This window comes from Pseudoxanthomonas fibrivorans, assembly GCF_041464125.1.
In the GTDB taxonomy this organism is placed as follows: domain Bacteria; phylum Pseudomonadota; class Gammaproteobacteria; order Xanthomonadales; family Xanthomonadaceae; genus Pseudoxanthomonas.
The window spans coordinates 908,984-928,675 of the sequence record NZ_JBGNUG010000001.1 but is presented as its reverse complement, the minus strand read 5'-3'; the positions used below and the strand labels follow the sequence as shown (position 1 = coordinate 928,675).

General features: G+C 72.1%; 21 protein-coding genes. All 21 read right to left on the bottom strand.

The annotated features are described in order from the left end of the window. Positions 1-33: 33 nt before the first annotated feature. Positions 34-735: an acyltransferase gene (locus ACA089_RS04410; RefSeq protein ID WP_372013723.1), complete on the bottom strand. Its 702-nt coding sequence runs from the start codon at positions 733-735 to the stop codon at positions 34-36. After that, positions 732-2,186: a sigma-54 dependent transcriptional regulator gene (locus ACA089_RS04405; RefSeq protein ID WP_372013721.1), complete on the bottom strand. Its 1,455-nt coding sequence runs from the start codon at positions 2,184-2,186 to the stop codon at positions 732-734. Before ACA089_RS04405 ends, ACA089_RS04410 begins: the two co-directional genes overlap by 4 nt. Then, entirely contained in the window at positions 2,183-2,563 is a 381-nt protein-coding gene (locus ACA089_RS04400; RefSeq protein WP_372013719.1) for a response regulator, read from the bottom strand. Before ACA089_RS04400 ends, ACA089_RS04405 begins: the two co-directional genes overlap by 4 nt. Before the next feature lie 10 nt (positions 2,564-2,573). Further along, positions 2,574-4,013: an RNA polymerase factor sigma-54 gene (rpoN, locus tag ACA089_RS04395; protein WP_372013717.1), complete on the bottom strand. Its 1,440-nt coding sequence runs from the start codon at positions 4,011-4,013 to the stop codon at positions 2,574-2,576. Between the two features lie 203 nt (positions 4,014-4,216). Beyond that, a complete protein-coding gene (locus tag ACA089_RS04390; RefSeq protein WP_372013716.1) occupies positions 4,217-4,849 on the bottom strand; it encodes a response regulator in 633 nt (210 codons plus the stop codon). A 72-nt stretch (positions 4,850-4,921) separates the two neighbouring features. Then, positions 4,922-5,494, bottom strand: coding sequence for a PilZ domain-containing protein (locus ACA089_RS04385; protein WP_372013714.1), 573 nt, complete (start codon positions 5,492-5,494; stop codon positions 4,922-4,924). Then, positions 5,491-5,709 (bottom strand): hypothetical protein, encoded by a 219-nt coding sequence (locus ACA089_RS04380; protein WP_372013712.1) that lies wholly within the window; start codon positions 5,707-5,709, stop codon positions 5,491-5,493. The genes ACA089_RS04385 and ACA089_RS04380 overlap by 4 nt, the downstream gene beginning before the upstream one ends. 25 nt (positions 5,710-5,734) lie before the next feature. Then, the gene (locus tag ACA089_RS04375; protein ID WP_372013710.1) at positions 5,735-6,043 is read right to left on the bottom strand and encodes a hypothetical protein; all 309 of its coding nucleotides are present in this window, start codon (positions 6,041-6,043) and stop codon (positions 5,735-5,737) included. Beyond that, complete coding sequence (gene fliS, locus ACA089_RS04370) at positions 6,040-6,453, bottom strand: flagellar export chaperone FliS (RefSeq protein ID WP_372013708.1); 414 nt, start codon at positions 6,451-6,453, stop codon at positions 6,040-6,042. Before fliS ends, ACA089_RS04375 begins: the two co-directional genes overlap by 4 nt. Before the next feature lie 123 nt (positions 6,454-6,576). Further along, the gene (gene fliD / locus ACA089_RS04365; protein ID WP_372013706.1) at positions 6,577-7,917 is read right to left on the bottom strand and encodes a flagellar filament capping protein FliD; all 1,341 of its coding nucleotides are present in this window, start codon (positions 7,915-7,917) and stop codon (positions 6,577-6,579) included. Between the two features lie 208 nt (positions 7,918-8,125). After that, positions 8,126-8,950: a flagellin domain-containing protein gene (locus ACA089_RS04360; RefSeq protein ID WP_372013704.1), complete on the bottom strand. Its 825-nt coding sequence runs from the start codon at positions 8,948-8,950 to the stop codon at positions 8,126-8,128. Between the two features lie 353 nt (positions 8,951-9,303). After that, positions 9,304-10,506, bottom strand: a complete 1,203-nt coding sequence (gene flgL, locus ACA089_RS04355; RefSeq protein ID WP_372013703.1) for a flagellar hook-associated protein FlgL — start codon at positions 10,504-10,506, stop codon at positions 9,304-9,306. Further along, positions 10,506-12,386 (bottom strand): flagellar hook-associated protein FlgK, encoded by a 1,881-nt coding sequence (flgK, locus tag ACA089_RS04350; RefSeq protein WP_372013701.1) that lies wholly within the window; start codon positions 12,384-12,386, stop codon positions 10,506-10,508. The genes flgL and flgK overlap by 1 nt, the downstream gene beginning before the upstream one ends. Before the next feature lie 4 nt (positions 12,387-12,390). Next, complete coding sequence (gene flgJ, locus ACA089_RS04345) at positions 12,391-13,551, bottom strand: flagellar assembly peptidoglycan hydrolase FlgJ (protein WP_372013699.1); 1,161 nt, start codon at positions 13,549-13,551, stop codon at positions 12,391-12,393. Further along, positions 13,551-14,642, bottom strand: coding sequence for a flagellar basal body P-ring protein FlgI (locus tag ACA089_RS04340; protein ID WP_372013697.1), 1,092 nt, complete (start codon positions 14,640-14,642; stop codon positions 13,551-13,553). Before ACA089_RS04340 ends, flgJ begins: the two co-directional genes overlap by 1 nt. A gap of 73 nt (positions 14,643-14,715) precedes the next feature. Beyond that, on the bottom strand, positions 14,716-15,399 hold the full coding sequence (flgH, locus tag ACA089_RS04335) for a flagellar basal body L-ring protein FlgH (RefSeq protein ID WP_372013695.1): 684 nt from the start codon (positions 15,397-15,399) through the stop codon (positions 14,716-14,718). Positions 15,400-15,430: 31 nt separating this feature from the next. Further along, a complete protein-coding gene (gene flgG, locus ACA089_RS04330) occupies positions 15,431-16,216 on the bottom strand; it encodes a flagellar basal-body rod protein FlgG (RefSeq protein WP_372013693.1) in 786 nt (261 codons plus the stop codon). A 326-nt stretch (positions 16,217-16,542) separates the two neighbouring features. Next, entirely contained in the window at positions 16,543-17,295 is a 753-nt protein-coding gene (locus ACA089_RS04325) for a flagellar basal body rod protein FlgF (protein WP_372013691.1), read from the bottom strand. 28 nt (positions 17,296-17,323) lie between these two features. After that, on the bottom strand, positions 17,324-18,547 hold the full coding sequence (gene flgE, locus ACA089_RS04320; protein ID WP_372013689.1) for a flagellar hook protein FlgE: 1,224 nt from the start codon (positions 18,545-18,547) through the stop codon (positions 17,324-17,326). 46 nt (positions 18,548-18,593) lie between these two features. Beyond that, positions 18,594-19,265: a flagellar hook capping FlgD N-terminal domain-containing protein gene (locus tag ACA089_RS04315; protein WP_372013687.1), complete on the bottom strand. Its 672-nt coding sequence runs from the start codon at positions 19,263-19,265 to the stop codon at positions 18,594-18,596. Positions 19,266-19,276: 11 nt separating this feature from the next. Continuing rightward, positions 19,277-19,684 carry a flagellar basal body rod protein FlgC gene (flgC, locus tag ACA089_RS04310; RefSeq protein ID WP_372013685.1) on the bottom strand — a complete coding sequence of 136 codons (408 nt, stop codon included), beginning with the start codon at positions 19,682-19,684 and terminating at the stop codon, positions 19,277-19,279. Positions 19,685-19,692 lie beyond the last annotated feature (8 nt).

Below are 19,692 nucleotides of genomic sequence, written 5' to 3'. Positions count from 1 at the left end.
ATGCAAGACCCGTGCCCCGCACGGCGCCGGCGCTCAGTCGCAGGTGGCCTGCCAGTAGCGCGAACGCACGACGCTGCCGGCGTCGGGCTTGTAGGCGGGCGGATCCATCGACAGGTGCGGCCGCTCCCAGGCGACGTCGCGGCGGACCACCCGTGCCGGGGTGCCGACGGCGATGCAGTTGTTCGGCACCGGGCCGTTCACCAGGCTGCCCATGCCGATCACGCTGCCGTCCCCGATCCGTGCGCCGCCCAGGCAGCGCACGCCGTAGGCCAGCCACACGTGCGCGCCGATCACCACGTCCTGCGCCGGATTGATCCGCTGGCCGGTATGGACGTCGAAGATCGGGTGCGCGTCGTCGGTGCGCAGCTGGATGTCCGAGGCCAGCATGCAATCCTCGCCCAGCAGCAGGCGCGTGCCCTCGCTGGCGGCCAGGAACGCACGGGCCGTGGTGGTGACCCCGGCGCCGACCTCGACCCGGCAGTCCTGGCCGAGCCGGATCAGCGCGGCGAAGCTGCCGGCCGGGCCGCCCGGGCCGATCCGGCAGTGCGCGTTGGAGCCGCGGAACTCGACCGTGACCGCGCCCAGGCGCGCGCGCGGGTCGATCTCCAGGCTGCAGTCGCGTCCCTCGAAGACGGTGGTGAGCGTGGCCAGGCCGGCCGGGGCGAGCACGCGGTTGCCCGCGCCGTCGCGCCACTCGGCCAGTGCCGGCGCAGGCACCTGCGACGCGGCGCTCATTCGGCCAGCTCGACCTGTTCGCGGTCGATGCCGTACTTGCGCAGCTTCTCCACCAGGGTGGTGCGGCGCAGGCCCAGCAGCTGGGCGGCGTGGGCGACCACGCCCTGGCTGCGCTCCAGCGCCTCGCGGATCAGCTGCAGCTCGATCCGCGCGATGTGCTCGCGCAGGTCCAGGCCATCCTCCGGCAGGCCCGCCGGGACCGGGGCGGCGGCGGGCGCGGCAGCCGCAGCCACCTGCTCCGGGGCGGCCGCCGGCATGGCCGGCAGCGCCTCGGGCTGGGTTCCGGCCGGGACGTGCGCGCGGTAGCGCGCGGGCAGGTCGTCCAGCCGCACCAGCCCGCCGGGGCTGAGCACGGCCAGGCGCTCGACCAGGTTGGTCAGCTCGCGCACGTTGCCCGGCCAGGCGTAGCCGGCCAGCGCGGCCAGCGCATCGCTGGCGAAGCGGATCTCGCCGCGGCCGGTCCGCGCCAGCTGCGCGGCGATGGTCTCCACCAGCGCCGGCAGGTCGGCGGTGCGCTCGCGCAGCGCCGGCATCTCGATCGGGAACACGTTGAGCCGGTAGAACAGGTCCTCGCGGAAATGCCCGTCGGCGATCCGGTCCTCGAGGTTGCGGTGGGTGGCGGCCACCACGCGCACGTTGCACTTGATGGTCTGGTTGCCGCCCACGCGCTCGAAGCTGCGTTCCTGCAGCACGCGCAGCAGCTTGACCTGCATCGGCATGCTCATGTCGCCGATCTCGTCCAGCAGCAGGGTGCCGCCCTCGGCCATCTCGAAGCGGCCCTTGCGCGCGGTCAGCGCGCCGGTGAAGGCGCCCTTCTCGTGGCCGAACAGCTCGCTCTCCAGCAGGTCCGGCGGGATCGCGCCGCAGTTGATCGCCACGAACGGGCCGTCGCGGCGCGCCGACTGCTGGTGGATCGCGCGCGCGGCCACTTCCTTGCCGGTGCCCGATTCGCCCAGCACCAGCACGGTGGTATCGAACGGGGCGACCTGGCCGATCATCCGGCGCAGGCGCTGCACCGCCGGGCTGTTGCCGGTGGGGCCGCTGTCCGGCGCGACCGCGCCCGCCTGGGCCTCGGCGTCCAGGCGCTTGAGGCTGGCCCGGCGCAGGCAGGCTTCGAGCTGGGCGTGGCGGATCGGCGACTCCAGCGGCCACACGCCGGCCTCGTGCAGGCCGTGGCCCGCCGCGAAGGTAGCGGTATCACCCTGGAGCAGCAGAACGGGCGGCGGCAACGGCGTGTCGCCGAGCCAGGCGAAGAAGCCGCGCGCGGCCTCGGCGTCGTCCAGTTCGCCGACCACCACCGCCATCCAGTCGGTCGGGCGCTGGCGCGTCGTGTTCACCTCGCCCGGCGAGGCCGCCCAGCGCGGGTTGAGGTCCATGAACTCGAGCAGGCCGCACAGGCGCTCGGCGCGCTCGGCCTGGCCGTCGATGACGAGGATGCGCGATTCGCTCACGGCGCGTCCTCCGCGGCCAGCCGCTCCAGGATCGGCATGACCTCCTGCAGGTAGGACAGCTTGCTGACGAAGTTGTCGGCGCCGGCGCGCATGGCGTGCTCGCGGTGCTCGGCGTCGTCGAAGTGGCTGGCGATGACGATGTACGGCGGTTCGTCCTGGGCCTTGATCAGGCGCGTGGCCTGCAGCCCGCCCATCTCCGGCATGGCCAGGTCCATCAGGATCGCGTCCGGGCGCAGCGCCTCGGAACGCTCGATCGCCTCCAGGCCGTTGCCGGCGGTGCCGGCGATCTCCAGCCATTCGACCTTGCGGAAGTGGCGCATGGCGGCGTTGATGAAGCCGTCGTGGTCGTCCACGAGCAGGACACGGAGGTTGCGCATGGTGTTCTCCTCAGCCCGCGCGGGCCAGCAGCGGGGCGGTGCCGCGGCGGCGCTCGCGCGCCGGGGCGATGGACATCTGTTCACGGTACTTGGCGACCGTGCGCCGGGCAATGTGCACGCCCTGGCGGGCGAGCAGGGCGGCGATGGCGTCGTCGGCCAGCGGCCGGGCCGCCGGTTCGGCCTCGATCAGCCGCCGCACCATCGCCTTGACCGCCGCGCCGGAGACATTGGCCCCTTCCAGGCGCACGGCGAAGAACTGCTTGAGCTCGAGCGTGCCGCGCGGCGTCTGCACGTACTTGCCGCTGGTGATGCGCGAGACGGTGGACTCGTGCATGCCGATCTCGTCGGCCACTTCCTTCAGGGTCAGCGGCGCCATCGCTTCCTCGCCGCGCTCGAGGAACGCGGCCTGGCGCTCGACGATGACCCGGGTGGTGCGCAGCAGGGTGTCGTAGCGCATCGACAGGCCGCGGGTCAGCCAGCGGGCTTCCTGCAGCAGCTCGCGCAGGCGGCTGGCGCCTTCGCCCTCGCCGGACTGGGACAGCGCGCGCTCGTAGCCGCCGTGCACCGCCAGCTTCGGCGCGGTGGCCGGATTCAGCGCCACGCGCCACTGGCCGTCCGCGTTCCAGACCACCACGTCGGGGATCACGTAGCCGGATTCGCCGGGCATCGCCTCGGCCTGGGCCGGGCGCGGCTGCAGCGACAGCACCAGGCGCACGGCCTCGGTGACGTCGCCGGCCTCGACCTGCAGGCGGCGGGCGATGGCGGCATGGTCGTGCGCGGCCAGTTCGGCCATGCACTGGCCGAGGATGCGCGCGGCCAGCGGGCGGCCGGCGCAGGGCGCCGGCAACGCGGCCAGCTGGGCCAGCAGGCATTCGGACAGGTCGCGTGCGGCCAGCCCGGCCGGCTCGCCGTGGAGCAGGCGCTGGCGCACCGCTTCGATCCGAGCGGCGGCGACGTCGAAACGGGCGCACGCGCGCAGCAGCAGCGCCTCGTGGTCGCCGTCCAGGTAACCGGCATCGTCGCAGTGCTCCAGCCAGAAGCCGGCGATCTCCAGCTGCTGCGCATCCAGCTCGAGCGCCAGCCGCTGCAGGGCGCGCACGCAGGGGTCGCTGGAGCCCGGCTCGGCGATGCGCTGCAGGCGGTCCTCGCCTTCGCCGCTCCAGCTGGCGCCGGCGACGTCCCACATCGAGGATTCGGGCAGCTCGTCGAAGGCCGCGGTCTCGATCGAGGCGCGGTCCAGCGCGGCGGCGCCGGCCGGGTCGATCTCCTCGCCGTCGGCGGTGGTGGCCACCGCGTCCTCGTCGAGTTCCAGCATCGGGTTCTGCTCGAGCACCCGGGCCACTTCCATCTGCAGCTGCTGCGCGTCGAGCTGCAACAGGCGGATCGACTGCAGCAGCTGCGGCGTCAGGTTCAGCTGCTGGCCCATCTGGACCGACGTTGTGGCCTTCATCTTGCATTCCCCGGTGCGCGCCGGACCTCCGGCGCCGATGGAGTGCATCGTGCGCGCAATGCGTCGGGAACTTAATCAGGGCTAACCCCAGCGGGCTCGTCCATTTCCCGACAGCGTGTCGGGGTTTCCCCTACAACCGCGGCCGGTACCGGCGGATCGCCGCCACCTCGCGCCGCCCCGGCGGAAAGCCGTCGCCGGGGGCGTCAGCCCAGCTCGCGCTGGTGCTTGACCGCCAGCAGCACCAGTTCGTTGGCGCGCCGGCAGCCCAGCGCCTCCATCATCCGCGCCCGGTGGGTCTCCACGGTCTTGACGCTGATCCCCAGTGCGGCGGCGATCTCCTTGCTGCTGAGGCCACGCCCGATCTGGGCCAGGATCTCGCGCTGCCGCGGCGGCAGCGCGGCCACGCCGGCGGGCTTGGCCTTGCCCAGCAGCGGGGCGATCATCCGCGAGGAGATGCGCGGGCTGAGGAACACCTCGCCGCCGGCGGCCGAGCGCAGCGCCAGTTCCAGCTCCAGCGGGGCGGCGTCCTTGACCACGAAGCCGGCCGCGCCGCGGTCGAGCGCATCGCGCACGTGCAGCGGGTCGTCGTGCATGGACATCATCACCACCCGGGTGCCGGGGGCCTTCTCGAGGATGCCGCTGAGCGCCTCCAGCCCGGTGCGCCCGGGCAGCGAGAGGTCGAGCAGGACCACGTCGGGCCGGTGGATCGCGGCCAGGTCGATGGCCTGGTCCGCATTCATGGCCTCGGCGACCACGTCCATCCCGGCGAAGCCCTGCAGCAGCCGGCTCAGGCCGGCGCGCACCAGGGTGTGGTCGTCAACGATCAGGACACGCACGGGCGGAAGGGATCTCCCCGGAACCTGCGCGCACCTTAGCCGAGTGCGCCGGCCCGGGAAAGGACGCCCGTCTCAACGCCGGCGGGCGGCGACTTCCCGGCGGTGCATCCGGAACAGGTGGCGCTCGAGCGCGTCCTCCAGGGCCGCCGGCAGCAGGCCGAAGCGCAGCCAGAGCAGGAACTGGCCGTCGACCGCGGCGCTGGCCGAGACCGTCGCCGGCAGCTCCAGCGCGTCGGGCAGCCATTCGGACGGCTGCAGGCGGACCACGCCGCCGGTCCCGGCGGCCAGGCCGGGGTCGGCCGGCAGCGTGAGCCGCAGGCCGCGCGCCGACCAGCGCAGCGGCAGCGCCGGCAGCACCGGCGCCGACTGGCGCACCAGCCGGCCCAGCAGGGCCAGCACCAGGTCGAGCTTGGCGTCCATGCGCTGGGCCAGGGCCGGCAGTTCGCCGCGCTTCTCTTCGCCGCCGTCCTCGCCGCGCAGGTCCTCGACCTGGGCCAGGCCGCGCAGCAGGGCCTCGGCCTGGAGCGGCTGGCCATGGCCCGGGCCCGGGGCGAAGGCCGCCGGCAGGACCGCCTCGCAGACCAGGGTCTCGTCGAACAGCGCGGCGTCCGCCGCGCCCGCCGCCGCCGGCCACGACCCGGTCATGGCAGGCTCGTCCCGCCCGGCACCCGCAGCTGCAGCTGCAGCAGGCCGCGCAGGGCCAGCAGCGGCGCCTGCAGGCCGACGGTGTCGATGTAGTCGCGCATGCGGCGGTCGTGCAGCGCGAGCACGTCGCCGGCCCGGCCGAAGTCCTCCTCGCCGAGGGCGTCTCGCAGGCTGAGCAGGTCCTCGTGCAGGGCGTCGAGCGTGGCGGGGTCCATGGCGGTTCCGGTGGGCGGGCGGGGCTCAGCCCAGCCCGGCTTGGGCGTAGCTGCTGGCCACGCGCGAGGACTGGCGCTGCTGGCGGATGAGGCCGAGCAGGCGCGCGTTGCGCTCGCGCATGCATTCGATGGTGTCCAGCTGCAGGTCGCGCAGCGCCCGGACCTGCTCGCCGAAGGCGTTGGCGCCGGGCAGGGCGCAGAATTCGCGGACCCGGGCGTCGTAGCCGTCGATCATTGCCGGCAGTGCGCCGAGGTCCTCGTGGTCCAGCGCGGCGCGGATGGCGTCCATGTCCGCGCGCAGCGCGTCGAGGCGGGCCGCGGTCCCGGCGTTCACGACTCGACCGCCATGGCGCGCTGCGCCTGCGGGATCGCGTTCCAGGCCGATTCGATCTCGCCGAGCAGGTCCAGCGATTCGGACAGCGCGGTGCGGTCGTTGTGCAGGTTGGCCTCGGTCAGGCGGCGCACGATGTAGTCGTAGAGCGCCGACAGGTTGGAGGCCACCTCGCCGCCGGCTTCGTGGTCGAGCGAGCCGTTGAGGTGGCCGACGATCGCGCAGGCCTCGCCGATCGCCTTGCCCTTGAGCGCAGGGTCCCCCTGCGCCAGGCAGGCCTGGGCGGTGCGGATGCGCTGGCTGGCGCCTTCGAACAGCAGCGAGATCAGGCGGTGGGGATCGGCCTCGTTCACCTTGGCCGAGATGCCGGTCTTGCGGTACTGCTCGGCGAAATGGCGGCTGGAACCGTACATGGGGTCATTCCTCGGAGAACGTGGCCATCGGGTGGAGCGTGCCCCGGCCCGCCGGGGCGGAAACCGGAACACCGGACACCGTACCTATCGGCGGGAGGGACGGTCGTCTTGAGCGTCGGATCCTCAATCGGAGCTGGACAGCAGGTTGTTGAGCGAACTGGCGCTGCCCTGCATCTGCACGATCATGGTTTCCATCGCGGTGAACTGGGCGGTGTACATGTCCGACAGCTTGCTCATGCGCGCGTCGAGCTTGTCCAGCTGGTCCTCCAGCCCGGAAATCTGCTTGTTGATGCTCTCGGTGCGCAGCACCAGGGTGCCGTCGATCGAGTCGAGGTGCCCGTCCAGCAGCTTGTCCACGCTGGCGCCGTAGAGCCCCTCCTTGCCGAGCAGCCTCTTCACCGATTCGGGGTCGGCGGCGACCGCCTCGTCGAAGGCGGCCGCGTCGAAGCTCATCACGCCGTTCTTGTCGACCGCGATCCCCAGGTCCTTCAGCCCGGTGACGTTGGCGCTGACCTGGCCGCGCAGCGTCTGCTGCAGGGTGCGGACCAGCGAGTCGCCGGTCAGGGCCGAGGCGGTGCGGGTGGTGCTGTTGTACGCGCTGGTCGCCTTCAGCGTGCCCATCACGCTGTTGTACGCCGACACGTACGCGGTGATGGTGCTCTTGAGGCCGGAGTTGTCGCCGGCGATGTTGAGCGTGTACGAGCTGCCCGGGGCCGCCTTGGTCAGGGCCAGGCTGACGCCGGGGACCAGGTCGGACACGGTGTTGCTGCTGGAGGTCCGCTCGAATCCGTCGACCCGGACCAGTGCGTCGGTGGCGGCCACGGTCTGGGTGAGGCCGCCGCCGGCGCCGTTGGTCAGCGCGACCAGGCCGCCGTCGCCGCCGCTGGCGCCGATGGCCAGGGTGGCGGCGCTGCCGGTGGCGGTGGCGCTGAACACCAGGTGCTGGCCGTCGTCGGCGGTGACCACGCTCGCGGTCACGCCCTTGCCCCCCGCGGCGGCGTTCACCGCCGCGGCGATGTCCGTCAGCGTCGCGCCGGTGCCGAGGGTGACCTTGACCGAGTCGTCCTTGCCGGCGCCCCAGGCGATGGAGAGCGTGCCGCTGCCGACCTTGGCGTCCTTGGCGTAGGCGGCCGAGGACAGCTTCTGCGCGGTCGCCAGGCGCACCACCTCCACGCTGTAGTCGCCGGCCACGGCCTTGGACGTGGCGCTGGCGGTGAAGCCGGCCGCCGACGGGACGGTGGCCTTGAACGAAGGCGCGTCGGCGCCCGCGGACATCTTCTCCAGCGCGCCCTGCAGGGTGGTCATCGCGCTCTTGATCTGGCCGATGGCCGACAGCTTGGCGTTGGCGGTGGTGCCGGCGGTGTTGATCCGCTTCTCGGTGGGGGTGCGTGCCGCCGACACCAGCTGGGAGACCAGGGTGGGGATGTCCAGGCCGGAGCCGGAGGCGGAAATCGAATTGGCCATCGTGGTGTCGTTCCTCGCCGGACGCGCGCCGGCTGGCGGGGGTTCCCTGGAACGCTATCGGCCGCGATGCGGCGGCCTTGAGCGCGGGAACCGGTCACCGGTGCAGGCAAGTTCCGTGCCGCGGCAGGGCGCTGCCGTCCCCGCGCAAACAAAAACAGGCCCCTCCGGGGAGGGGCCTGCTCGCACCGCCAGCGTGCGTCTTGCGGGATTACTGCAGCAGGCTCAGCACGTTCTGCGGGACCGACTTGGCCTGGGCCAGCATCGCCGTACCGGCCTGCTGGAGGATCTGCGTGCGGGTCAGCTCCGCGGTTTCCTTGGCGTAGTCGGTGTCCTGGATGCGGCTGCGCGCGGCCGACAGGTTCTCCGAGCTGTTCTGCAGGTTGGAGATCACCGAGCTGAAGCGGTTCTGGATCGCACCGAGGTCGGCGCGGGCGGTGTTGACGGCCTGCAGCTGGGTGTCGATCGCGGTCAGCGCGGCGGTGGCGCCGGAGGCCGAGGAGATGTCCAGGGCGGCGACGGCGGTGGCCGTGGCGCTCATGTCGACCGTGCTGATGCTGATCTGGTTGTCCGTGCCGGCGTCGGCGCCGACCTGGATGGTGAAGCTGGTGGCCGAACCGTTCAGCAGCTTGGTGCCGTTGAAGCTCGAGTTGTCCTTGACGCGGGTGATTTCCGCGGACAGCTGGGTGACTTCCTTCTGCAGCGCGGCGCGGTCGGTGGCGCTGTTGGTACCGTTGGCGGCCTGCACGGCCAGCTCGCGGATGCGCTGCATGTTCTCGCCGATCGAGCTCAGGCCGCCTTCGGCGGTCTGCGCCAGCGAGATGCCGTCGTTCGCGTTGCGGGCGGCCACGTCCATGCCGCGGACCTGGGTGGTCATGCGCTGCGAGATGGCCAGGCCGGCCGCGTCGTCCTTGGCGCTGTTGATGCGCAGGCCCGAGGACAGGCGCTGGATGGTGGTCGCCAGGCTCGCGCTGTTGGTGGACAGGTTGCGCTGCGCGTTCAGCGACATCACGTTGGTGTTGATGACTTGTGCCATTTTGATTCTCCTAAGCGATTTATCCCGGCGGGAAGGTTTCAGAGCCTTGGCCGGAGCCTCCGCAGGGGGGTCATCAAGTTGACCGATGCCGCTGCTGGTATGGATAACGGCGCCTTGTCAAGAAGCTTTAGCGGGTCGCCGGGAAATTTCGCTGTATTCCCGTGTTTTCCGCCGCCGCCTGCCGCCGCGCCACCGTGGCGGTTCGCCCGCCGGTAGCAATAACGGCGGCAGGCGGCGGGAATTTAGGGGCGCCCGCGGCGCGCGCGGGACGCAGGCGCGCCCCAACGAAAAAGGCGCCCTTGGGGGGCGCCGTGTCGAAGGCCGGGCCGCTGTCGCGGCCACCGTGCGGCCGCCTAGCGCAGCAGGTTGAACAGCGACAGCCCCTGCATGCGGGTGAACACCGTCTGCGCGGTCTGCAGCGCGGTGCTTTCCATCTGGAAGCGGGTGATGGCCTCGGCGTAGTCCAGGTCGCGAAGTTCCGAGAGCGTGCCCTTGATGGTCACGCCGTTGGCCTCGCGTACCGCGCCGGCGTCGTCGATCGCGGCCAGCTGCGCGCCACCGGCGGCGCGCGCATCGATCACCCGTTCGGAGGCGCGCGCCACGTCGCGCATGGATGCCTGCAGCGCATTCTGGCGCGCGGCCTGCTCGGCCGGGGTGGCCGCGCTGGATTCCAGCGCGCCGATCAGGTTCTGCAACGTCGAGAACACGTCGCGCGTCGCGGCCGGGCCGACCTCGAACGCATCGCCCGTCGCCGGCTGGCCGCTGACCGAGAGCCGCAGGCCGCCATGGGTGATGTCCTGGCCGCTCGCCCAGGTGCCGCCGCCGACGGTGGCGCCGCCGCCGTCGAGCACGTCGTAGGTGGTGGCTCCGGTGAACACCACCCGGTACGTCTCGCCGTTCCACGCACCGCCGCTCGCGCGGCCGTAGCCGCCGATCACGCCGGTGCCGCCGTTGCCCGCGTCCGCGCGCGCTTCGAGGGTGCCATCGCCGGTGCGCACGCGCATGAACACCTCGCTGCCGGGGGTGGCGTCGGCGACGAAGGTTTCGGGCGCGATCTCCACCCGGCGCTGGGTCTGGTCGCCGCTGTAGGCCACGCCGCCTGCGGTGCGGGCGAAGGGCGCCGCGTCGTCGGCGCTGCCGCCGAACAGGTAGCGCCCGCTGCCGTCGGTGCTGTTGGCCACGCTCAGCATGCCGTCGTGGATCGCGCGCAGCTCGGCGGCGATGGCCTGGCGGTCCTCGTCGGACAGCGCGCCGTTGTTGGCCTGGATCGCCAGTTCGTTGACCCGGGTCATGTAGTCGCCAGCCTGGGCCAGCAGGTTCTCCTGCAGGCCGAGCCGGTTGGCGACCATGTTGGCGTTCTTGCCGAAGCGTTCGAGCTCGGCCAGCGTGCGGTCGAGCCCGACCGCGGTGCCCGCGGCGACCGGGTCGTCCTTGGCGGTGACCAGCTTCTGCCCGGTGGCCAGCTGTTCCTGCAGCGTGTTGAGCTGCTTCTGCCGCGCGAGCATGCTCGACAGCGACTGGGTGTACATCATTCCGGTGGAGATGCGATCGGTCATCAGCGCACCGCGTTGAGGATGGACTGAAACATGGTGTCGGCGGTGGAGATGATCTGCGCCGCCGCCTGGTAGGCCTGCTGCAGCTTGAGCATGTTGGCCGCCTCCTCGTCGAGGTTGACCCCGGAGATCGAGTCGCGTGCGGCCTGGGCGTCGTCGTGGATCACCTGCTGCGCGTCGGCCGAGTACTGCGCCTGGCGCGCGGCCGAGCCGACCATCGTGGTCAGGCCGCCCAGCGCGCCGTTGAGGCTGATGGTGCCGCCGTTGAGCACCCGCGCGTCGTCCAGGTTGGCCAGCAGCGCGGCGTTGCCGTTGTTGCCCGAGCGCGGGCCGGTGCGGACGATGCGGAACTGGTCGCCGGCGGCGGGCGCGCCGTCCAGGGTCACGCTCCAGCCGTTGGCGCTGATCGTCTGCCCGGGGGCGAACGCGAACGGGCCCGCGCCGTCGATGGTGAACTGGCCGGCGTCGAGGAACTCGATCACCGCATCGTCGAGCAGCGCCGCATCGGCGGCGTCGACGACCTTGATCGCGCCGAGCACGCCGCTGCCGGTGTTGTCCAGGTCGGCGCTGCCGGACACCGGGCTGGCGGCCGCGATGCGCGACGGGTCGCTGATCGCCACGGCGATGCCGGCGGCGGCCGCGGCGGTGGGCTGCAGCAGGAAGCGGTCGCCGGCCACCGGGGGCGGCGCGGTCGAGGTCACCAGCGCGATGCCGCCGGCGACGAGCGGGTCGGCGGCGGTGCCGGTGCCGCTGAGCGGCACGGCGACGCCGGTGTCGGCGCGGGTCGCGGTCCAGCCGGTGCCGTCGAAGCGCAGCACCAGGTCCTGGCCGGTGATCGCCCCGGCGTCGGCCACGCTGGCCTGCAGGCTGGCGCCGCTGGCATTGCCGGCGTGGGCATTGACCCGCGGCGCGGGCAGGGTGAAGAAGTCCACGCCCATGTCGCCGTACAGGTCCATGCCGGCGCGGTGCGAGGCATTGAACGTGTCGGCCATCGTGACCGCGACGCGGCCGAGCTCGGCCATCGCCGGGTCGAGCATGGTGGCGCGGAACTCGGCCAGGCCGCCCATGCGCCCGCCCAGCGAGCGCTGGTCCAGCGGCACCGTCGTGCCCTGGCTGCTGAGCGCCAGCTGCAGGCGCTGGGGCCGGTAGGGGTCGGCGGTGGTGGTCAGGGTGGATGGCTGGTTGCCCACCACCAGCGGCTGGCCGCCGGCGGTGAAGACATTGAGCATGCCGCCGTCCTGGGTGACCGCGGTGCCGCCGGTATAGCCGACCAGCTCGCTCACCAGCTGGTCGCGGCGGTCGAGCAGGTCGGGCGATGCCCCGGCCAGGTTGCCGCCGATGGTGCCGTTGATGCGGGCGATCTCGGCGGCCAGCCGGTTGATCTCCTGCGCGCCGGCCACCAAGCCGCTGTTGACCTCGCCGTCCAGCGCCTGCAGCTGCCCGTCGAGCTGGCGGAAGCGGGTGGCCAGCGCCCCGGCCTGGGCCAGCATGTCCTGGCGCTCGGCGGTGCCGGCGGCATTGGAGGACAGCGCGCTCACCGAATCGAAGAAGCTCGACCACAGCCCGGACACGTTGGTGGCGGTGTCCGAGAACAGCGCATCGACCCGGTTGGACAGTCCGGACAGCTGCTGCAGCCGCGCCAGCTCGCCGCCGCTGTCGAGCAGGCGCGAGGTCGCCAGCTGGTCGGCGATGCGCTGGATGTCGGTGATCTTGACGCCGTTGCCGACGTAGCCGTAGCCGTAGTCGGTCGGGCTGCGCGTGGCGAACTCGGCGCGCTGCCGGCTGTAGCCCTCGGTGTTGACGTTGGCGACGTTGTGGCTGACCGTGCTCAGGGCGCGCTGGAACGCGATCAGCGCGCCGGTACCGGTGGACAGGACGGACATCGGGTTACCTCCTGAGGGCGCCGGCGGCAGTCGCGGCGCTGGCCATCACGCTGCCGGCGGCGGACGTCGCGCCGCTGCCGGCGCGCGCGGCGATGGTGGCGATCGCATCGACCGCGCGGCCGATGGTCGGGCCGTGGGCGATCGCCGAGATCTTGGCGGCGTAGGACGGATCGGTGGCGTAGCCCGCGCTCTGCAGCGCCTGGGCGAAGCGGCGGACGTCGCCGCCGGACTGCAGCGCCTTCTGGTAGCGCGGGTTGTTCTTCAGCATGCGCACGTAATCGGCGAAGCTTTCGGCGGGCGAGGCATAGGCGCGGAAGTCGGCGCGCTCGCTGACGCGCACGCCGCCGACGTACTCGTGGGTACCGCTGTTCACGCGATCGCCCTTCCAGCCGGTGGCCTTGATCCCGAACAGGTTGTGCGCGCTGGCGCCGTCGCCGCGCTGGATCTGCTTGCGGCCCCAGCCGGTTTCCAGCGCGGCCTGGGCGACCAGCGCGCGTGCGTCCACGCCCAGTTCGCGCGCCGCGGCCTGGGCGTGGTGCCAGATCCCCGCCACGAAGCGTTCCGGGCTGCGCAGGTCGAAGCCGGCGGCCGCCTGCGCGGCGGCCGAGGCGTCGACGGCGGGCGCCGCCGGCGGCGCGCCGGGCTCGTGCCCGCCGGTGGAGGGCATGGCCATCAGCCGGGCCACCAGCGCGTCCATCGGGGATGCGGCCGTTTCGCCGGGGCTGGCGTCGCCGGTGCGGCCGGCGATCAGGTCCAGGGCGCGGTCCGCCTCGACCGGGACAGGTGCGCTGCCGCCCTCGCGTGCATAGGCGAGCGCGGCCGCGGCGGCGCGCGTGGGGCCGGGGCGGCCGGCTGCGTCCAGGCGGGTGTCGAGGGGCGTGGCCGCTTCCCCGATGCCGGACTGGCGTCCGAGCTGGCGCGCGATCATCGGCGCCAGGCCCAGTCCCTTGCCCTCGGTCAGCGCCTTGGACAGCTGCTGGTCGTAGAGGTCGCGGAAGGTCTGGTTCTCGCCGGGAAACAGCGAATCGCCGAAGCTGGCGTCGCGCATGCTCTTGACCAGCATCTGCGCGAACTGGCCCTCGAGCTGGCGCGCGACCTGGTCGATGCGCGCGGCATCGGCCCGGGGCGCGGCGGCGAGGTCCATCGAGGGCGCGGCGATGCGCATCAGATCACTTCCAGCTCCGCGCGCAGCGCGCCGGCCTGGCGCAGCGCTTCCAGGATCGCGATCAGGTCGCCGGGCGCGGCCCCGACCTCGTTCACCGCGCGCACGATCTCGTCCAGGGTGGTGCCACCCTCGAACTTGAACATGCGGCTGCCTTCCTGCGAGGTGCTCACGGTGGAGGAGGGCGTCACCACGGTCTGGCCGCTGGCGAAGCCTCCGGGCTGGCTGACCTCCATCGATTCGTTGATGGTCACCGTCAGCGCGCCGTGCGCCACGGCGGCCGGCATCACCCGCACCTGCGATCCGATCACGACCGTGCCGGTGCGGGCGTTGACGATGACCTTGGCCGGCGCCGCGCCGGGGGTCAGCTCCAGGTTCTCGACCCGCGACAGGAAGCCGATCCGCGAGCCGGGGTCGGCCGGCGCGGCCACCGCCACGGTGACGCCGTCGACCGCGCGGGCGACGTTGCCGCCGAAGGCGCCGTTGAGCGCGTCGACCATGCGCGAGATCGTGGTGAAGTCGGTCCGGTGCAGGTTGAGGGTGATCTCGCCGCCGCCATCCAGCGCGCTGGGCACGGCACGTTCGACGGTCGCGCCGTTGGGGATGCGGCCGACGCTGGGGATGTTCACCGACACGCGCGAACCGTCGCTGCCCTGCGCGCCGAAGCCGCCGACCACCAGGTTGCCCTGGGCGATCGCGTAGACCTGGCCATCGGCGCCCTTCAGCGGCGCCATCAGCAGCGAACCGCCGCGCAGCGAGACCGCGTTGCCGATCGAGGAGACGGTGATGTCGATGGTCTGGCCGGGCTTGGCGAACGGCGGCAGCTCGGCGTGGATCGCCACCGCGGCCACGTTCTTCAGCTGCGGATTGACGTTGGGCGGCACGTTGACGCCGAGCTCGCCGAGCATGTTCTTCAGGCTCTGCACCGTGAAGGGCGCCTGACTGGTGCGGTCGCCGCTGTTGTCGAGGCCGACCACCAGGCCGTACCCGACCAGCGCGTTGCCGCGCACGCCGCCGACCTGGGCCAGGTCCTTGATCCGCTCGGCGTGGGCCAGCGGCATGAATCCGGCCAGCAGCGCGAGGGCGCAGAGCATCCCGTGGGCCGTCCTGATGAATCCCCGCACGCGGATGCGCGGGCTCTTGCGAAGGGCTCGCATATGCGCCACCTCAGTACGGATACAGGCGCGAATTGAAGAACCGGCCGAGCCAGCCCATCGCGTTGGACTGCGCCAGCGCGCCGCGGCCGCCGTAGACGATCCGCGCCTCGCCGACCTTGCTGGACGGCACGCTGTTGTCGCGGCCGATGTCGGCGGGGCGGACGATGCCCTGGATCTGGACCATCTCGTCGCCCTGGTTCAGACGCATGTTCTTCTGTCCCTGCACGACCAGGTTGCCGTTGGGCAGGCGCTGGATCACGCTGACGGTGACGCTGCCCTGCAGGCGGTTGCTCTGGCTGCTCTTGCCCTGGCCGTCGAAGTCGCGTTCGCCGCTGACCGTGGCCGAGAGGATGTCGCGGCCGTTCCAGGTCACCGGCGCGCCGGCGATCTCCGGCGCGGCGATGCCGATCTCGCTGTTCTTGCCGACCTGGGTCGTCGCGCTGGTCTGCGCGGTGGTCGATTCGACCAGGGTGATGGTCAGCAGGTCGCCGACGTCGCGGGCGACGCGGTCGGCGTACAGCGACAGGCCGGGGCCCGCCTGGTAGATCGCGCCCGGCGTGGCCGGCGCGCTGGCGGCGACCACCGGCACGATCGGCGCCATCGCCGGATACGGGCGCACGTCGCCGGCGGCGACGCAGCCGCCGAGCAGCAGCAAGGCCGGCAGGGCGGCGAGGGCGTAGGTCGGGCGCTTCATGGCATGTACTCCCGCGGCGCTGGCGCGCGCGTCAGATGTTGTTGTTCAGGTAGCCGAGCATCGAGTCGGTGGTGGAGATGGCCTTGGCGTTCATCTCGTAGGCGCGCTGGGTCTCGATCATGCTGACCAGCTCCTCCACCACGTTGACGTTGCTGCCTTCCAGCGCGCCCTGCTCGAGCAGGCCCAGGCCGTTCAGGCCCGGCGTGCCGTTCTGCGCGGGGCCGGAGGCGGTGGTTTCCACGTACAGGTTCTCGCCGCGGGCCTGCAGGCCGGCCGGGTTGATGAAGTCGGTGACGGTGAGCGAGCCCACTTCCAGCGCCTGGCCTTCGCCGGCCATCTGCACGGTCACGGTGCCGTCGTTGCCGATGGTCAGCGACTGCGCGCCCTCCGGGATCTGGATGCCCGGCTGCACCGGGTAGCCGCTGCTGGTGACCAGCTCGCCCTGCGCGTTGACCTGGAAGCTGCCGTCGCGGGTGTAGGCCGAGCTGCCGTCGGGCATCAGCACCTCGAAGAAGCCGCGGCCGTTGATCATCACGTCCAGCGAGCGCCCGGTCTGCTGCGGGTTGCCCTGCTGGAAGTCCTTGGACGTCGACACCACCCGCACGCCGGTGCCCAGCTGCAGGCCGGACGGGAGCTGGGTCTGGGCCGAGGTCGAGCCGCCGGGCTGGCGCAGCTGCTGGTACAGCAGGTCCTCGAAGTTGGCGCGGTCGCGCTTGAACCCGGTGGTATTGGTGTTGGCCAGGTTGTTGGAGACCACCGACATGCGCGTCTGCTGCGCATCCAGTCCGGTCTTGGCGACCCAGAGTGCCTGATTCATGACGCATCACCTCGCGGCGCGGATTGACGCCGGGGTAGATGCATGCGGCGTGCCAGAACCGGGGGCGGCGGAGGACGTGGCGTTCCCGGAGGTACGGGAAGGCAGGCGCGGGCCCCTCCGGGCGCCGCCTCCGGGCCGGGTGCGGCGGAAGGCGGGACGGGGAGGTCCCGCGACCCCGGGTGCAGGGCAGGGCGCCCGCCGGGGGATGAGCGACCCGGCCGCGCACGAGCCCGCCCGCAGCGGTGGGGCGTCGCGGTCCGCCTTGCCGTGTTTCGATTCGTGCGGCGGCGTACCGTCCCGCCGGCGGCAGGCGGGCGCGCGCCCGGTCAGCCGCCGCCGAGGCGCAGCAGCGAGTTGGCCGCCTGCGCGTTGTCGTCGCCGCGGCTGATCACCTTGACCTGCATCTCGAACTGGCGCTGCAGCTGGATCATCTGCACCAGCGCGCCGGCGGCGTCGACGTTGCTCTGCTCCAGCGCGCCGGTGGCCATCACCGCGCCGGTGGCCTGGGCCAGCGGTTGCTGCGGATCGTTGTTGCGCATCAGGCCATCCAGGCCGCGGGCCAGCCGCTGCGGCGGCGCCTCCACGACCTTCAGCCGGCCGACCATGGCCATGGTGTCGGCGCCTTCGCCCAGCGGCTGGATCGAGATCGTGCCGTCCTGGCCGATCTCCAGCGCCTGGTGCGGCGGCAGCGTCAGCGGATTGCCGGCCTGGTCCAGCAGCGGACGGCCGCCGGCGGTGACCAGCTGGCCGTTCGGGGTGAGCGACAGGTTTCCGGCGCGGGTGTAGGCCTCGCTGCCGTCGGGGGCCTGCACCGCCAGCCAGCGGTCGGCCTGCAGCGAGACGTCGAGCGGGTTGCCGGTCACCTGCTGCGCGCCGGCCAGGGCGTTGAAGCCCTGGTCGATGTGCATGGCGGCGGTGCGCGAGCCGAAGCCGGCGCCGCGGACCGGGAAGGCCTCGGTGTTGGCCAACGCCGCCTTGAAGCCGGCGGTATCGGCGTTGGCCAGGTTGTGCGAGACCGTGCCCTGCGCCTGCAGGGTGGCGCGCGCGCCGGTCATGGCGACGTAAAGGGCCTTGTCCATCGGTCAGCTCCGTGCGGCGGGTGCCGCGTCAGCGGATGTTGATCACCGTCTGGGTGGCCTGGTCCTGGGTGGAGATCATCTGCGCGTTGGCCTGGAAGTTGCGCTGCGCCACGATCATGTTCACCAGCTGCTCGGTCAGGTCGACGGTCGAGGATTCCAGCGCGCCGGCCTGGATCTGGCCGAAGTCCGAGCTGTCCGGCGCGCCGGTGCGCGGGGTGCCGGAGGCGTGGGTCGCGCCCCACATGTTGTTGCCCTGCGACTGCAGGCCCTGCGGGTTGACGAAGTTGGTCAGCGCCACCTGGCCCAGGGCGACGTCGTCGCCGTTGGTGTAGCGGGCGAACACCACGCCGTCCTCGGCCACGCTGATCTCGCTGAGCTTGCCGGCGGCGTAGCCGTCCTGGCGCACGTCGCGCAGGGCGAAGGTGTTGCCGTACTGGGTGCTGCCGGCCAGGTCCAGGGTCATGTTCAGCACGCCCGCGCCGGTGGCCGGGGTGTAGGGGTCCATCGCCACCTGGCCGCTGGCCGGCGACACCAGGGTCCCGGTGCCGGAGAACTGCAGCGTGGCCGGGGCGCCGACCGAGGTGCCGTCGACGTAGTTGTGCACCTGCCATTCGTTCGGGTTGGCGGTCTTGACGAAGTACGAGGTCTGCACGTGGCCCACGCCCAGCGAGTCGTACACGGTCACGCCGCCGCTGGAGGAGGTGTAGCTGTTCGGGTCGGCCGGGTCGAACGGCGAGGTCACCGGCACCGTCGCGTTGCCGGGCAGGGTCACCATCAGGTTGACCATGCCGGTCTGCGCCGGCGGGCTGTCGGTGGTCAGCAGCTGCAGGTCGGACAGGCGGCCGACGTCGAAGCCGTTGCCGCCGGCGTTGGGCGCGAACACCTGCAGGCGCGCGCCGTCGGGGGTGACGACGTACCCCTGGTTGTCGGTCTGGAAGTTGCCGGCGCGGGTGTACAGCGTGTTGCCGTTCTTGTTGACCGTGAAGAAGCCTTCGCCGTCGACCGCGAAGTCCAGGCTGCGCCCGGTCGGGTCGATGTTGCCCTGCGAGAACTGCTGGGCGACGTTGCTGACCTTCACGCCGGCGCCGATCGCGTTCCGCGACAGGCCGTAGGTGGTGTACGAGAACAGGTCGGCGAATTCCGCGCGCGATTCCTTGAAGCCGGTCGTGTTGACGTTGGCGATGTTGTTCGCGGTGACGTTGAGGTCGGAATTGGCCGCGTTGATGCCGGACAGCGAGGTGTTGAAGCTCATGGCGGACTCCTGCGTGAAGTCGTGCGTGGTGCGTTCGTGGGAAGGCTCAGCTGACGCGGAGCACGTAGTCGAGCGGGACGGTGCCCAGGCCGGGCAGGTCGAGGTAGAGCCCGTCGCTGCCGACGGTGACGCTGTCCACGGTGCCGCGGACGTAGGTGTCGACCTTGCTGGCGGTGCCGTCGCCGGCGGTATGGCTGGCGCTCACGCCGTAGCTGCCGGCGGGAAGCCGGTTGCCGAGCGCGTCGCTGCCGTCCCAGTTGAAGGCCACTTCGCCGGCCTTGGCGGCGGCCACGGTGAACTCGTGGACCTTGCTGCCGTTGGCGTCGGTGATGGTGAAGGTGACGTTGCCGGCCGACGGCGCCGCGACCGCGCCGCTGACGCCGCCGTCCGCGCCGAGCGCCAGCTTGGACGAGGGCACCAGCACCTGGTGGCCGACCAGCGCGGCGCCGCGCAGGACCTGGTCGTTGCCCAGCGCGCTGGAGAAGTTGCCGACCTGGGTGTTGAGGTCCTGGATGCCCTGCACGGTCGAGAACTGCGCCAGCTGGCCGAGGAACGCGCTGTTCTCCATCGGCTTGAGCGGGTCCTGGTGCTGCAGCTGTTCGGTCATCAGCCGCAGGAAGTCCGCCTGGCCGAGCGACTCCTCCTTCTTTTTGGCGGAGGTGGCGCCGTTGCCGGCGAGCCCGAGGCTGGAATAGATGTCGGAAGCGATGCTGCTCATGCGCGGGTTCCTCAGCGGCCCATGGTCAGGGTGGCCAGGGCGAGTTCCTTGGCGGTGGTGATCATTTCCACGCCGGCCTGGTAATTGCGCGAGGCGGAGATCAGGTTGACCATCTGCGCCACCGGATCGACGTCGGGCGAGAACACGTAGCCCTCGGCGTCGGCCAGCGGATGGCCGGGTTCGTAGCGGCGCACCGGCGGGGCCTCGCTCTGCGCGATCTCGCGCACGCGGACCCCTGTCAGGCTCGGGTCGCCGGCGCTGGCCTGGGCCTGGAACACCGGCTCCAGCGGCTTGTAGACCGCCTCGGCCGAGCCGGCCACCGAGTCGGCGTTGGCCAGGTTGCTGGCGATGGTGCTCAGGCGCACCGACTGCGCCTGCAGCGCGGAGCCGGCGACGTCGAAGATCGGCAGGTTGCTCATGGCGGTTC

Coding starts and splice junctions, on each gene's coding strand:
- ACA089_RS04400 (WP_372013719.1), bottom strand. CDS start 2,563: ATGCGCAACCTCCGTGTCCTGCTCGTGGACGACCACGACGGCTTCATC.
- ACA089_RS04315 (WP_372013687.1), bottom strand. CDS start 19,265: ATGAGCAGCATCGCTTCCGACATCTATTCCAGCCTCGGGCTCGCCGGC.
- flgH (WP_372013695.1), bottom strand. CDS start 15,399: ATGAAGCGCCCGACCTACGCCCTCGCCGCCCTGCCGGCCTTGCTGCTG.
- ACA089_RS04380 (WP_372013712.1), bottom strand. CDS start 5,709: ATGGACCCCGCCACGCTCGACGCCCTGCACGAGGACCTGCTCAGCCTG.
- fliS (WP_372013708.1), bottom strand. CDS start 6,453: ATGTACGGTTCCAGCCGCCATTTCGCCGAGCAGTACCGCAAGACCGGC.
- ACA089_RS04325 (WP_372013691.1), bottom strand. CDS start 17,295: ATGGACAAGGCCCTTTACGTCGCCATGACCGGCGCGCGCGCCACCCTG.
- rpoN (WP_372013717.1), bottom strand. CDS start 4,013: ATGAAGGCCACAACGTCGGTCCAGATGGGCCAGCAGCTGAACCTGACG.
- ACA089_RS04385 (WP_372013714.1), bottom strand. CDS start 5,494: ATGACCGGGTCGTGGCCGGCGGCGGCGGGCGCGGCGGACGCCGCGCTG.
- flgC (WP_372013685.1), bottom strand. CDS start 19,684: ATGAGCAACCTGCCGATCTTCGACGTCGCCGGCTCCGCGCTGCAGGCG.
- flgJ (WP_372013699.1), bottom strand. CDS start 13,551: ATGCGCATCGCCGCGCCCTCGATGGACCTCGCCGCCGCGCCCCGGGCC.
- ACA089_RS04360 (WP_372013704.1), bottom strand. CDS start 8,950: ATGGCACAAGTCATCAACACCAACGTGATGTCGCTGAACGCGCAGCGC.
- ACA089_RS04410 (WP_372013723.1), bottom strand. CDS start 735: ATGAGCGCCGCGTCGCAGGTGCCTGCGCCGGCACTGGCCGAGTGGCGC.
- flgK (WP_372013701.1), bottom strand. CDS start 12,386: ATGTCCGTCCTGTCCACCGGTACCGGCGCGCTGATCGCGTTCCAGCGC.
- flgE (WP_372013689.1), bottom strand. CDS start 18,547: ATGAGCTTCAACACCTCGCTGTCCGGCATCAACGCGGCCAATTCCGAC.
- ACA089_RS04340 (WP_372013697.1), bottom strand. CDS start 14,642: ATGCTCTGCGCCCTCGCGCTGCTGGCCGGATTCATGCCGCTGGCCCAC.
- flgL (WP_372013703.1), bottom strand. CDS start 10,506: ATGACCGATCGCATCTCCACCGGAATGATGTACACCCAGTCGCTGTCG.
- flgG (WP_372013693.1), bottom strand. CDS start 16,216: ATGAATCAGGCACTCTGGGTCGCCAAGACCGGACTGGATGCGCAGCAG.
- fliD (WP_372013706.1), bottom strand. CDS start 7,917: ATGGCCAATTCGATTTCCGCCTCCGGCTCCGGCCTGGACATCCCCACC.